At 68.9% G+C, this 13,454-nt stretch carries 10 protein-coding genes; all 10 read right to left on the reverse strand.

All coding sequences use genetic code 11. The features are described from left to right. Nucleotides 1-131: 131 nt before the first annotated feature. The gene (lysS, locus tag QN245_RS11140) at nt 132-1,649 is read right to left on the reverse strand and encodes a lysine--tRNA ligase (protein WP_160967763.1); all 1,518 of its coding nucleotides are present in this window, start codon (nt 1,647-1,649) and stop codon (nt 132-134) included. A 94-nt stretch (nt 1,650-1,743) separates the two neighbouring features. Next, a protein-coding gene (gene prfB, locus QN245_RS11145) for a peptide chain release factor 2 (RefSeq protein ID WP_160967761.1) occupies nt 1,744-2,869 on the reverse strand; the annotation gives its coding sequence in 2 pieces (ribosomal slippage) (nt 1,744-2,793 and nt 2,795-2,869; 1,125 coding nt in all). A gap of 69 nt (nt 2,870-2,938) precedes the next feature. Beyond that, entirely contained in the window at nt 2,939-3,835 is an 897-nt protein-coding gene (locus QN245_RS11150; protein ID WP_317843181.1) for a LytTR family DNA-binding domain-containing protein, read from the reverse strand. Between the two features lie 561 nt (nt 3,836-4,396). Then, nucleotides 4,397-6,130, reverse strand: a complete 1,734-nt coding sequence (gene recJ, locus QN245_RS11155) for a single-stranded-DNA-specific exonuclease RecJ (RefSeq protein WP_317843182.1) — start codon at nt 6,128-6,130, stop codon at nt 4,397-4,399. Next, on the reverse strand, nt 6,127-7,047 hold the full coding sequence (locus QN245_RS11160; RefSeq protein WP_317843183.1) for a phosphoglycerate mutase: 921 nt from the start codon (nt 7,045-7,047) through the stop codon (nt 6,127-6,129). Before QN245_RS11160 ends, recJ begins: the two co-directional genes overlap by 4 nt. A gap of 4 nt (nt 7,048-7,051) precedes the next feature. Then, the gene (greA, locus tag QN245_RS11165; protein WP_026143501.1) at nt 7,052-7,516 is read right to left on the reverse strand and encodes a transcription elongation factor GreA; all 465 of its coding nucleotides are present in this window, start codon (nt 7,514-7,516) and stop codon (nt 7,052-7,054) included. 8 nt (nt 7,517-7,524) lie between these two features. Beyond that, the gene (gene carB / locus QN245_RS11170) at nt 7,525-10,767 is read right to left on the reverse strand and encodes a carbamoyl-phosphate synthase large subunit (protein ID WP_317843184.1); all 3,243 of its coding nucleotides are present in this window, start codon (nt 10,765-10,767) and stop codon (nt 7,525-7,527) included. A gap of 8 nt (nt 10,768-10,775) precedes the next feature. After that, a complete protein-coding gene (locus QN245_RS11175) occupies nt 10,776-11,219 on the reverse strand; it encodes a DUF6973 domain-containing protein (RefSeq protein ID WP_317843185.1) in 444 nt (147 codons plus the stop codon). Then, nucleotides 11,219-12,343: a glutamine-hydrolyzing carbamoyl-phosphate synthase small subunit gene (gene carA / locus QN245_RS11180; protein ID WP_317843186.1), complete on the reverse strand. Its 1,125-nt coding sequence runs from the start codon at nt 12,341-12,343 to the stop codon at nt 11,219-11,221. Before carA ends, QN245_RS11175 begins: the two co-directional genes overlap by 1 nt. 162 nt (nt 12,344-12,505) lie before the next feature. After that, nucleotides 12,506-13,222, reverse strand: coding sequence for a 4-hydroxy-tetrahydrodipicolinate reductase (gene dapB, locus QN245_RS11185; protein ID WP_317843187.1), 717 nt, complete (start codon nt 13,220-13,222; stop codon nt 12,506-12,508). Nucleotides 13,223-13,454: the final 232 nt, after the last annotated feature.

Raw genomic sequence — 13,454 nt, forward strand, 5'->3', positions numbered from 1 at the left:
TCCGCCCGTCGCATCTGCGCGGGCTGCTGAGACGACAACGGGAACGCGCCGCCGCGCATCACGCCGGCTCGTCCACCTCACTTCCTTTTGCGTGCAACGCCTGGTGCAAGAACCGCGCCAGCGGGGCTAGGTTAAGCCTCCGGACGCATATACGGAAACAGCAGCACGTCACGGATCGAGCTGCTGCCGGTGAGCAACATTACCAGCCGGTCGATGCCGATGCCCAGGCCGCCGGTCGGCGGCAGCCCGACTTCCAGTGCGCGGATGTAGTCGGCATCGAAATGCATCGCCTCGTCGTCTCCGCCTTCCTTCGCCGCCACCTGGGCCTGGAACCGCGCCGCCTGGTCTTCCGGGTCGTTGAGCTCGGAGAAGCCGTTGGCGATTTCCTTGCCGTTGATGAACAGCTCGAAGCGGTCGGTATAGCCCGGCTCGGTGTCGCTGGAGCGGGCCAGCGGCGAGACCTCGACCGGGTGGTCGGTGATGAAGGTGGGCTGGATCAGGGTGTGCTCGACCGTGGCCTCGAAGATCTCCAGCAGCAGTTTGCCCCAGCCGTAGGACGGCTTGGTGCGGATCTTCAACCGCTCGCAATGGCGCAGCAGGGCCTCGCGGTCGGTGCAGTCGGCGGCGCTGATCTCCGGGTTGTGGTGGCGCACCGCCTCGTCCATGCGCCAGCGGCGGAATGCCGGCGCCAGGTCGATGTCGGCCCCGTCCCAGTGCACCTGGGTAGTGCCCAACACCTCGCGGGCGACATCGCGAATGACGTTCTCGGTCAGGTCCATCACCTCGTGGTACGTGGCGTAGGCCTCGTACAGCTCCATCATGGTGAATTCCGGATTGTGCCGGGTGCTGACGCCTTCGTTGCGGAAATTACGGTTGATTTCGTAGACCCGTTCCAGGCCGCCGACCACCAGGCGCTTCAGGTACAGCTCCGGGGCCACCCGCAGGTACAGATCCAGGTCCAGCGCGTTGTGGTGGGTGGTGAACGGCTTGGCCGTGGCGCCGCCGGGGATGTAGTGCATCATCGGCGTCTCCACTTCCAGGAAGCGGCGCGCGTCCAGCCAGGCGCGCATGGCGCGGATGATCTTGGAGCGCTTGACGAACACCTCGCGCGCCTCCGGCGACACGATCAGGTCGACGTAGCGCTGGCGATAGCGCTGCTCCACGTCCGACAGGCCGTGCCACTTGTCCGGCAGCGGCCGCAGGGCCTTGGTCAGCAGCCGCAGGCCGGTGGCCTTGATCGACAGCTCGCCGGTCTTGGTGCGGGTCAGCCCGCCCTCCACACCGATGATGTCGCCGATGTCCCAGCCCTTGAAGGCGTCGTAGGCCTCGCCCAGGGCGTTGGCCTGCAGGAACAGCTGGATGCGCCCGGACTCGTCCTGCAACTGCACGAAGCTGGCCTTGCCCATCACCCGCTTGGCCAGCAGGCGCCCGGCCAGGCGCAGGCTGCGGCCCTGGGCCTCCAGCGCCTCGGCGGTCCAGCGCTCGGTGTCGGCGAACTCGGCCTGCAGATCGCCGGCGAAGTCGCTGCGGCGGAAATCGTTCGGATAGGCCACGCCCTGCGCGCGCAGCGCGGCGAGTTTGGCACGCCGTTCGGCGATGAGGCTGTTCTCGTCGACAGCAAGGGACGGCGCGGGGGTCTGCTCGGTCATGGGATGGGGGATGCGTGAGGAAGGGAAAGAATGCACCAGCCGGCGGGCCGTGTGCCGCCATACGGCCTCCGTCGCCAGGACGGAGGCCGCCGGTTCAGGCGTCGCTGCGTTTGGAGCCGACTTCCAGGCCGGACTTGAGGCTGGCCTCGACGAACTCGTCCAGGTCGCCGTCGAGCACCTTCTGGGTGTCCGAGCGCTCCACGCCGGTGCGCAGGTCCTTGATCCGGCTCTGGTCGAGCACGTAGTTGCGGATCTGGCTGCCCCAGCCGATGTCGGACTTGGTCGCCTCCACCGCATCGCGTTCGGCGTTGCGCTTCTGGATCTCCAGCTCGTACAGCTTGGCGGCCAGCATCTTCATCGCGTTGTCGCGATTCTGGTGCTGGCTGCGCCCGGTCTGGCAGGCCACCACGATGCCGGTGGGCACGTGGGTGATGCGCACCGCCGACTCGGTCTTGTTGACGTGCTGGCCGCCGGCGCCGGAGGACCGGTACACGTCGGTCTTGAGGTCGGCCGGATTGATGTCGATGTCGATGTTGTCGTCCACTTCCGGCGACACGAACACCGAGGTGAAGCTGGTATGGCGGCGGTTGTCCGAGTCGAACGGCGACTTGCGCACCAGCCGGTGCACGCCGGTCTCGGTCTTCAGCCAGCCGTAGGCGAAGTCGCCTTCCACGCGCAGCGTGGCCGACTTGATCCCGGCCACTTCGCCGCCGGAGACTTCCATCAGCTCGGTCTTCCAGCCGCGCGATTCGCACCAGCGCAGGTACATGCGCAGCAGGATCTCGGCCCAGTCCTGGGCCTCGGTGCCGCCAGCGCCGGCCTGGATGTCGACGAAGGCGTTGCTGGCGTCCATCTGCCCGGAGAACATGCGCTGGAATTCCAGCTTCTCCACCTGCGCCTGGAAGCGGTCGACATCGGCCAGCACCGCCTGCGCGGTGGCCTCGTCGTTCTCGCTCTCGGCCAGTTCCAGGAATTCCAGCGATTCGTTCAGGCCATCGAGCACGCTGGCGATGCCGCCGACGGTCTTCTCCAGGCCGGCGCGTTCGCGGCCCAGGCCCTGGGCACGCTCGGGGTCGTTCCAGACATCGGGGCTTTCCAGCTCCCGGGTAACTTCCTCTAGACGCTCCTTCTTGGCGTCGTAGTCAAAGAAACCCCCGTAGCGACAGCACCCGATCGGACAGATCGGCGATGCGGTGGCGAATCGGATTGAGTTCGATCATTGCGGCTTTTTCCGGCAGACAAGAGCGCAATTCTAGCAATTCCGGCCGCCGCGCCACAGCGCCGCCGGCCTACTCGACGGTCGCCGCTTCGCCCTCGCCGGCCGCCACGCGCAGCGCGGCGCGGTAGCGGCGGCTGCACGGCACCTGGCTGCCGTCGCACAGATGCACCCGCGCCTCGCCCGCCTCCAGCGGCTCGATCGAGACCACGCTGGCCAGGTTGACGATGTAGCTGCGGTGGATGCGCACGAACCGCGCCGGGTCCAGCCTTGCCTCGATCGCGGCCATGGTGCTGCGCAGCGGATAGTCGTGGCCGCGCACGCGCAGGTTGACGTAGTTACCCGAGGCCTGCAGCCATTCGATGTCGGCCGCGGCGACCAGGAAGTCGCGGCCCAGCTTGCGCACCAGGAAGCGCTCCGGCCGCTCCAGCGAGCCCATCGGCGGGCCGGCGTCGGGCGCGCCGAGCAGCGCCGCCTCGCCCTGCCAGCGCCGCAGCAGGAACCGGTACATCTCCACGCACAGCGCGATCGAGGCCAGACTGCGCACGTCCTTGAGGTATTCGTAGACCAGCCCCTGCGGCCACGGGCCGAAATCGTAGTGCTGGCCCTGCAGGCGGTAGACCAGGCTGCGCAGGGCGACCATCCCCACCACGTGCAACACCGACAGCGCCACGCTGCCCAGCAGATAACCCGGCAACCGGCGTCGCCACGTGTCCCAGTGCAGCGGGTAGCGTCGGGTCAGCACCACCACCAGCGGCACGATCAGCAGGAACATCAGGTTGCTGGACCACTCCCAGACCACCGGCTCCCACGCGGCGAAGTGCAGCCCGGTGTTGCGGATGTCGATCAGCACCGTGACGCTGTTGGCGGTGGCGTTGATCAGGGTGAGCGCGACCCAGAAGCCGATCTCGAAGCTGCGGCGCCAGGGCTGGAAACGGGAGTAGGCGCTGGCGCCGGACGGATCGGACATCGCCAAAGTGTAGCGCGCCGGCATTGCCGCGCCGGCGCGCCAGGACTAGACCTGCGCACCGCGAACTCGCGAGCGAGCAGCCCCTCTCCCACCGGGAGAGGGGTCGGGGTGAGGGTGCCCCGCACGCGCGGTGCGATGAACTAAACGAGGCTTCGCCCTACCCTCATCCGCCCCTTCGGGGCACCTTCTCCCGGTGGGAGAAGGGAACAGCAAAGCCCCTCTCCCACCGGGAAAGGGGTTGGGGTGAGGATACCCCGCACGCGCGGTGCGATGAACTAAACGAGGCTTCGCCCTACCCTCATCCGCCCCTTCGGGGCACCTTCTCCCGGCGGGAGAAGGGAAGCAAAAGCCTCTCTCCCATCGGGAGAGGGGTTGGGTGAGGGTACCCGCACGCGCGGTGCGATGAAACTAAACGAGGCTTCGCCCTACCCTCATCCGCCCCTTCGGGGCACCTTCTCCCGGTGGGAGAAGGGAACAGCAAAGCCCCTCTCCCGCCGGGAGAGGGGTTGGGGTGAGGGTCGGCACACGCGACGCGATCTGCATCTGCAGACCGCCAGATATTCAGTTCCCCAATGGCAGACAGTGCTCCACCACCAGTTGCACCGCATTGCCGCCGCGATAATCGTCGGCTACCAGGCGATAGGCGATGTGTACGCGGCGGCCAGGTTCGCGGCCGTGCCAGCCGTTGAAATGGATCGCGTTCAGGGGCTCGGCACGGCCGGGGCAGCGCAGGCTCAGCTTGAGGTGGCGCTCCTTCAGCACGCGCCACTGCAGCACCTCGAATTCGCCGTCGAACAGCGGCTCGGGGAAGCCCTGCCCCCATGGCCCGCCCTGGCGCAACGCCTCGGCATGGTGATGGTCGAGTTCGTGCGGGTCCAGCGCACCATCGCTGAGCAGTTCGGCCTGCAGCAGTTCCGCGTCCAGGCTGGCCAGCGCATGCGCGCGGAACACCTGTTCGAACTCGGCCAGCGCGTCCTGGGGCAGGCTCAGGCCCGCGGCCATGGCGTGGCCGCCGAACTTCTCCATCAGACCCGGCCGCTGCGCCTCCACCGCCGCCATCGCGTCACGGATATGGAAACCGGGAATCGAACGCGCCGAGCCGCGCAACTGCGTGCTGCCGGGCTCGGCCGGGGCGAAGGCAATCACTGGCCGGTGCAGGCGGTCCTTCATCTTCGAGGCGACCAGGCCGATCACGCCGGGATGCCACTGCGCATCGAACAGGCACACCGCCACCGGCGGCTGCTCGGGCGCGGCCAGCAGCGCCTGCGCCACCACCGCCTCGGCCTCGTCGGTCATCTGCTGCTGCACGGCGCGGCGTTCGGCGTTGATCTCTTCCAGCGTCGCGGCGATCGCACGCGCCTGCTGCGGGTCCTCGCACAACAGCAGCTCGATGCCCAGGGCCATGTCCTCGAGCCGGCCGGCGGCGTTGAGCCGCGGGGCCAGGGCGAAGCCGATGTCGCTGGCGCTGAGCCGCGCCGGGTCGCGACCGCTGGCTTCGATCAAGGCGCGCAGGCCGAGGCAGCCCTCGCCACGCTGCAGCCGGCGCAGGCCGGCCGAGACCAGTGCACGGTTGTTCGGGTCCAGCGGCACCAGGTCGGCGACGGTGCCGACGGCGACCAGATCCAGCAGCACGCCCAGATCCGGCGGCGCCGCGGCGAACGCGCCGTGCGCGCGCAGGTGCCGGCGCAATGCCAGCAGCACATAGAAGATCACGCCGACGCCGGCCAGCATCTTGCTCGGGAACGCGTCGCCGGCCAGGTTCGGATCGACAATGGCATCGGCCGGCGGCAGCGCCGGACCCGGCAGATGGTGGTCGGTGACCAGTACCTCCCAACCGAGCGCCTTGGCCGCGGCGACGCCGGCATGGCAGGCGATGCCGTGGTCCACGGTGACCAGCAGGTCCGGCTGCAACGGCGCCAGTTCCGCGACCAGCGCCGGCGACAGGCCGTAACCATGGACCATGCGGTTGGGCACCGCGTGCAGCACCTGCGCGGCGCCGAGCAGGCGCAGCCCGCGCACCGCCACCGCGCAGGCGGTGGCGCCGTCGCAATCGAAATCGCCGACCACCAGAATGCGCTTGCCCGCGGCGATCGCCTCGGCCAGCAATGCCACTGCGGCGTCGATGCCGCTCAGCGCATCCGGCGGCAGCAACTGCGCCAGCTTGGGCTGCGCCAGTCCGCTATGGTGCGCGCCGCGCGCGGCGTAGATGCGCCGCAGCAGCGGCAATGTGGCCTCGTGCCACGGGCCAGCCGCGGCCGCCGCGGGCCGCCGCACGATGCGCGCGATCGAACTCATGCGTCCAGGCGCGACAACGGCCGCCGCCACAGGCGCCAGCGTTGCGCGGGGGCGATGCGGAAACAGGTGCCGTCCTCGAAATCCAGCTGCAGTTGCTGCAGCTCGCCATCGCGCAGCGCCTGCAGCAATGGTTGCACCACCTCGCCGACGAACTGTTCGGGCGCGCGCAGCTGGCGCAGGTCGACCAGTGCATCGACCCGTGGTGCCTGCGCATCGACGACGCCGGCGGCCTGGGCCAAGGCACGCAACAGCGGATCGCGACTGCGCACCTGCGCATGCGCGGTGCCGACCGTGGCCGGCAGGCGGCCGCCGCCCCAGAACCACAGCGAATTGATCGCCGGCTGGCCGCGCGCGACGCGCTCGCGGTTCCACGGATGCTGATGCAGCACAATCTGCGCCTCGGTCAGCAGCGCACGCCAGCGGCGCGCGTCCTCGCCCTGCGGCAGATGATCGAACAGGTCCGCCCCGAGCACCTGCGCCGGCGCCGCGAAGACCGGCAGCACGCTGTCGGCCGGCAGGCGCAGATACCAGCGGGTCGGATCGGGCGCGTCCAGGGTCAGCCCGCTCTCGGCGAACAGGCCCTGCACCGCCGGCAGCAGCGCGTCCAGGTCCACCGCGTCGAGCGGCAACATGTCGCCATGCGCCATCAGCCGCGCGCCCTGCATGTCCGGCACCACGTAGGCAGGATCGGCGCGCAGCCACAGGCCATCGCCGGCATCGCCAGCGTCAAGCTGCCGGGTCAGCGCGGCGGCCGGCAGCGATGCTTCCGCCAGCACGAAATGGCGGCGCAACTGTGCCTCGCCGCCCGGCGTGGCCTGCGTGCGGTCGGCACGGCCGAACGCACGCGCCACCTCGCCGGCCAGCACGGCGCCGGCCAGGCGGACCCGCTCCGGCAACAGCAAGGTGGCGACCGCCATGGGATCAGCCGACGTAGGCGACGCTGACGATCTCGTACTCGCGGCGACCGGCCGGGGCATCGATGCTGACGCTGTCGCCTTCCATCTTGCCGATCAGCGCACGCGCCAGCGGCGAGGAGATCGCGATCAGGCCGAGCTTGATGTCCGCTTCCAGGTCGCCGACCAACTGGTAGCGCTTCTCTTCGTCGGTCTCGACGTCGGCCAGCGTCACGGTGGCGCCGAACACCACCTTGCTGCCGACCGCCAGCTTGCTGACGTCGATGACCTCGGCGTGCGACAGCTCGCTCTCCAGCTGCTTGATGCGGCCTTCGATGAAACCCTGCTGCTCGCGCGCGGCGTGATACTCGGCGTTCTCCTTGAGGTCGCCGTGCGCACGCGCCTCGGCGATGGCAGTAATGACCTCGGGACGCTTGACCGACTTCAGGTGATCCAGTTCCTCGCGCAACCGCTGCGCGCCTTGCATGGTGATCGGGGCTCTCACGCTTCCAGCTCCTTGTGCAGTTCCTGCAGCGCCCAGACCGGACCGGTGCCGCGGAATTCCAATGAATGCACCAGCGCACGCGCGCCGGCGACCGTGGTCGAATAGGTGACGCGATGCTGCAGGGCTTCGCGACGGATCGAGAACGAGTCGGAGATCGCCGCCCGGCCCTCGGTGGTGTTGACGATATACACGATTTCGCCATTCTTGATCAGATCGACGATGTGCGGACGGCCTTCGGCCACCTTGTTCACCTGTTCACACTGCAGACCGTGCTGCTGCAGCCAGGCGCAGGTGCCGCGGGTGGCGACCAGGGTGTAGCCGCGCTCGACCAGCGCCTGCGCCACCGGCAGCACGCGCTGCTTGTCCGGATCGCGCACCGACACGAAGGCCTTGCCCAGCGGCGGTGCCTTGATGCCGCCGGCTTCCTGCGCGCGCGCGAACGCCGCGCCGAAGCTGCGGCCCACGCCCATCACCTCACCAGTGGAACGCATCTCCGGGCCGAGGATCGGATCGACGCCCTGGAACTTGGCGAACGGGAAGATCGCCTCCTTCACCGAGTAGTAGTCGGGCACGATCTCCTTCAGCGCGCCCTGCTCGGCCAGGGTCTTGCCGGCCATGCAGCGCGCGGCGATCTTGGCCAGCGGCACACCGATGGCCTTGGACACGAACGGCACGGTGCGCGAGGCGCGCGGGTTCACTTCCAGCAGGTAGACGATGTCGTCGCCAGCATCGTTCACCTGCACCGCGAACTGGGTATTCATCAGCCCGACCACGTTCAGCGCCTTGGCCAGTTCGACCACCTGGCGACGCAGCTCGGCCTGGGTGGCCGGCAACAGCGAGTATGGCGGCAGCGAGCAGGACGAATCGCCCGAATGCACGCCGGCTTCCTCGATGTGCTCCATCACGCCGCCGATCAGCACCTGGCCGTCCTGGTCGGCGATGATGTCCACGTCCACTTCCACCGCGTTGTCGAGGAAGCGGTCCAGCAGCACCGGCGAATCGTTGGAGACCTTGACCGCGTCGCGCACGTAGCGCGCCAGATCGGATTCGCCGTAGACGATTTCCATGGCGCGACCGCCGAGCACGTAGCTCGGGCGCACCACCAGCGGGTAGCCGATCTCGCGCGCCAGCACCAATGCTTCCTCGGCGTTGCGGGCGATGCGGTTCGGCGGCTGCTTCAGGCCGAGCTTGTCGACCAGCTGCTGGAAGCGCTCGCGGTCCTCGGCCAGGTCGATCGAGTCCGGCGAAGTGCCGATCACCGGCACGCCGTTGGCTTCCAGCGCACGCGCCAGCTTCAGCGGGGTCTGCCCGCCGTACTGCACGATCACGCCCTTGGGCTGCTCCAGCTCGACGATCTCCAGCACGTCTTCCAGGGTCAGCGGTTCGAAGTACAGGCGATCGGAGGTGTCGTAGTCGGTGGACACGGTCTCCGGATTGCAGTTGACCATGATGGTCTCGTAACCGTCCTCGCGCAGCGCCAGCGCCGCGTGCACACAGCAGTAATCGAACTCGATGCCCTGGCCGATGCGGTTGGGACCGCCGCCAAGAATCATGATCTTGTCGCGGTTGCTGGGCTTGGCCTCGCACTCGTCCTCGTAGGTCGAATACAGGTAGGCGGTGTCGGTGGCGAATTCCGCCGCGCACGAGTCCACCCGCTTGTACACCGGCCGCACCTTGTGTGCGCGGCGCAACGCGCGCACCGCGGCCTCGTTGGTGCCGCACAGCTCGGCCAGGCGCGCATCGGAGAAGCCGGCGCGCTTGAGCGTGCGCAGGCGTGCCGCGTCCAGCGCGGCGAGGCCGTCGGCGGCCACCTGCACTTCCTGCGCCATCAGGTCTTCGATCTGGTCCAGGAACCAGGGGTCGATGAACGACAGCGCGTGCACCTGCTCCACGCTCATGCCGGCGCGGAAGGCGTCGGCGACGTAGAACAGCCGCTCCGGACCCGGCGCCTTCAGTTCGCGCTTGAGCGCGGCCAGGTCGTCTTCGCTGGTCAGGTTCAGGCCGGTCGGATCGAGCCCGATCTTGCCGGTCTCCAGCCCGCGCAGCGCCTTCTGCAGCGATTCGGAGAAGGTGCGGCCCATCGCCATGACCTCGCCCACCGACTTCATCTGCGTGGTCAGGCGCGCGTCGGCCTGCGGGAACTTCTCGAAGGCGAAGCGCGGGATCTTGGTGACCACGTAGTCGATCGACGGCTCGAACGAGGCCGGGGTCAGGCCGCCGGTGATTTCGTTCTTCAGTTCGTCCAGGGTGTAGCCGACCGCCAGCTTGGCCGCGACCTTGGCGATCGGGAAGCCGGTGGCCTTGGAGGCCAGCGCCGAGGAGCGCGACACGCGCGGGTTCATCTCGATCACCACCACGCGGCCGGTCTGCGCATTGATGCCGAACTGCACGTTGGAGCCGCCGGTGTCCACGCCGATCTTGCGCAGCACGGCGATCGAGGCGTCGCGCAGGCGCTGGTATTCCTTGTCGGTGAGGGTTTGCGCCGGGGCGACGGTGATCGAGTCGCCGGTGTGCACGCCCATCGGGTCCAGGTTCTCGATCGAGCAGACGATGATGCAGTTGTCCGCGGTGTCGCGGACCACTTCCATCTCGAACTCCTTCCAGCCCAGCACCGACTCCTCGACCAGCACTTCGCTGGTCGGCGACAGTTCCAGACCGCGGCCGACGATCTCGATCAGCTCTTCGCGGTTGTAGGCGATGCCGCCGCCGCTGCCGCCGAGGGTGAAGCTGGGGCGGATGATGGTCGGGTAGCCGACCGTGGTCTGGATCTCCAGCGCCTCTTCCAGGGTGTGGGCCACCGCCGCCTTCGGGCACTCCAGGCCGATCTCGCCCATCGCCACGCGGAACAGCTCGCGGTCCTCGGCCATGCGGATGGCCTCGCGCTTGGCACCGATCAGTTCGACGCCGTACTTCTCCAGCACGCCATGGTCGGCCAGGTCCAGCGCACAGTTCAACGCGGTCTGCCCGCCCATGGTCGGCAGCAGCGCATCGGGCTTTTCCTTGGCGATGATCTTCTCGACCGTCTGCCAGTTGATCGGCTCGATGTACACGGCGTCGGCCATGTTCGGGTCGGTCATGATCGTGGCCGGGTTGCTGTTGACCAGCACCACGCGGTAGCCCTCGTCGCGCAGCGCCTTGCACGCCTGCGCGCCGGAGTAGTCGAACTCGCAGGCCTGGCCGATGACGATCGGGCCGGCGCCGATGATGAGGATGGTTTGGAGGTCGGTGCGCTTGGGCATGGGGATTCTCAGTAGAGGCGGTCCTGCCACGCCGCGGGGGCGCGCCAGGTGATCTGATCGGACGAACGCGCATCGATCGCGCCATGGTCGACCGCGGCGCGAACCTCGCGCTGCATCGCGGCCCAACTGCTGGCGGTGGCGCCGATGCGCGCGCCGATCCGGTTGTTGTGGGCGTCCATCGCCCGGCTCGTGGAGCCGCGGCCGTCGCGCTCCATGACCGCCGTGACCCAGTCCACACAGCGTGGCGACAGGGTGTAGGCGACCACGGCGCTGGCCAGGCTGTGGCGGTACGCATCGGCAGGGCCATCGCGCCCGCCCGGCAGGCCGGCGCTGAGCCACTGCGGGTACACCGCGCCCAGCACGAAGGCCGGATACGCGGCCAGCACCAGCAACGCCGTAGCCGGCCACCGCCAGCGGCGGGTCGGCAACGGCATGGCCGGCGCTACGGCCATCAGGCGGCGGCCGCCATCAGCGCGGTGAAGCGATCGAACAGCGGCGCCACGTCGCGCGGGCCCGGCGAGGCTTCCGGGTGACCCTGGAAGCTGAAGGCCGGCGCGTCGGTGAGCGCGATGCCCTGGTTGCTGCCGTCGAACAGCGAGCGATGGGTGACGCGCACGTTGGTCGGCAAGGTCGCCTCGTCCACCGCGAAGCCGTGGTTCTGCGAGGTGATCATCACCCGGCCGCTGTCCAGGTCCTGCACCGGGTGGTTGGCGCCGTGGTGGCCGTGCCCCATCTTCAGGGTCTGCGCGCCGGCGGCCAGCGCCAGCAGTTGGTGGCCCAGGCAGATACCGAAGGTCGGAATCTTGCGCGCCAGCAATTCCTTGATCGCGGCGATCGCGTAGTCGCACGGCGCCGGGTCGCCGGGACCGTTGGACAGGAACACGCCGTGCGGATTCATCGCCAGCACCTCGGCAACCGGCGTCTGCGCCGGCACCACGGTCACTTCGCAGCCGCGCTCGGCGAGCATGCGCAGGATGTTGTGCTTGACCCCGTAGTCGTAGGCGACGACCTTGAACTTGGGTTCGGCCTGCACGAACGCGTTGCTGTCCAGGTCGAGCTGGCCGTCGCGCCAGGGGTAGGCCTTCTCGGTGGAGACCACCTTGGCCAAGTCCATGCCCTTCAGTCCGGGGAACTTGCGCGCCGCTTCCAGCGCGGTGTCCACGTCGACCTCGCCGGCCATCAGCGCGCCGTTCTGCGAGCCCTTCTCGCGCAGGATACGGGTCAGCTTGCGGGTGTCGATGCCGGCAATGGCGACCACGCCGCGCTGGATCAGCCAGTCCGGCAGCGCCACCTGGTTGCGCCAGTTGCTGGGACGGCGCGGCACGTCGCGCACGATCAGGCCGGCCGACCAGACCTGGGCGGCCTCGTCGTCCTGGTCGGTGCAGCCGGTGTTGCCGATATGCGGATACGTCAGCGTGACCAGTTGGCGGGCGTAGGAGGGATCGGTGAGGATCTCCTGGTAGCCGGTCATGGCGGTGTTGAACACCACTTCGCCGACGGACAGGCCGGCAGCGCCTACGGATTCGCCCTCGAACACGGTGCCGTCTTCAAGGACAAGGATTGCGGGTTGAGTCACGGGGTTCGCCTTGGGGAGAGAGGAACCCTGCCCCACCAACTTGCAGGCTGCAAGAAACCGCGAACTCGGCGCTTCTCCGGGTCCGTGGCGATGGGTAACAGGCGAGCGAGAATTGTACCGGCGCGGGACGGTCCGCGCCAGCCGTTTGGGTGAAGCGCCTGTTCAGCCGAGCAGGTCGCGCAGCCGGTAGGGCCCGGGTGCACGCCCCGGCAGGCGCGCGGCGGCATGCAGCGCGCCGCGGGCGAAGATGTCGCGGTTGCTGGCGCGGTGCACCAGTTCCACCCGCTCGCCGAGTCCGGCGAACTGCACCAGATGTTCGCCGACGATATCGCCGGCGCGCAGGCTGGCGTAGCGCGGGGTGGCGCCGCCCTGTTGCGCGGCGTCGCCGAGGGTCAGCGCGGTGCCGGAGGGCGCGTCCTGCTTGTGCACGTGGTGGGATTCGACGATGTCGCAGTCCCAACCCGGCAGCGCCGCGGCGGCACGCTCGACCAGATCGTGCAGTACCGCCACGCCCAGGCTGAAGTTCGATGCCCAGATCAAGGGAATGCGTTCGGCGGCGGCAGTCAGTGCCTGCCGCTGCGTCTCCTCCAGCCCGGTGGTGCCGGACACCAGCGCCGCGCCGCGCGCCGTGCACAAGGCCAGCACCGGGTCGAAGCCCTGCGGCAGGCTGAAATCGATCGCCACGTCGAAGGCCGGCACCCCACCCAACTCGGCCGCGGCGAAGTACGGCACGCCGTCGATCACCCGCTGCGCCGGCGCGCGCCGCACCACCGCGGCCACCACCTGCAGCGCCGGGTCCTGCGCGGCCAGCCGCAACAACGCCTGGCCCATGCGGCCGGACGCACCATGGATCAACACACGCAGTGGAGAAGTCGTCATCGGCACAAGGCTAGCGGTTTGCGGGCGGGTGCGACAGAGGGTGCGTGCATGGGAGACGCAAGCGCGCGACGGGCAGCCAGCGCGCTGCCTCGGAAGTGGCGATGCTTCACTCGTCGCGGCTGAAGCCGCTCCCACAACAGCGTGGCGGCACTGGAAGCGACAGAAAAAGCTGGCGCGCGAGGCGCTTGGCACCTGGCACCACAACGCAATCGCAGCCGATCGCCCCAGCTGT

Source organism: Xanthomonas rydalmerensis (genome assembly GCF_033170385.1).
Classification (GTDB): Bacteria; Pseudomonadota; Gammaproteobacteria; order Xanthomonadales; family Xanthomonadaceae; genus Xanthomonas_A; species Xanthomonas_A rydalmerensis.

Excerpts from the sequence above, each read along its gene's own strand:
- lysS (WP_160967763.1), bottom strand. The coding sequence starts at position 1,649 with ATGACCGAGCAGACCCCCGCGCCGTCCCTTGCTGTCGACGAGAACAGC.
- QN245_RS11150 (WP_317843181.1), bottom strand. The coding sequence starts at position 3,835 with ATGTCCGATCCGTCCGGCGCCAGCGCCTACTCCCGTTTCCAGCCCTGG.
- recJ (WP_317843182.1), bottom strand. The coding sequence starts at position 6,130 with ATGAGTTCGATCGCGCGCATCGTGCGGCGGCCCGCGGCGGCCGCGGCT.
- QN245_RS11160 (WP_317843183.1), bottom strand. The coding sequence starts at position 7,047 with ATGGCGGTCGCCACCTTGCTGTTGCCGGAGCGGGTCCGCCTGGCCGGC.
- carB (WP_317843184.1), bottom strand. The coding sequence starts at position 10,767 with ATGCCCAAGCGCACCGACCTCCAAACCATCCTCATCATCGGCGCCGGC.
- QN245_RS11175 (WP_317843185.1), bottom strand. The coding sequence starts at position 11,219 with ATGGCCGTAGCGCCGGCCATGCCGTTGCCGACCCGCCGCTGGCGGTGG.
- dapB (WP_317843187.1), bottom strand. The coding sequence starts at position 13,222 with ATGACGACTTCTCCACTGCGTGTGTTGATCCATGGTGCGTCCGGCCGC.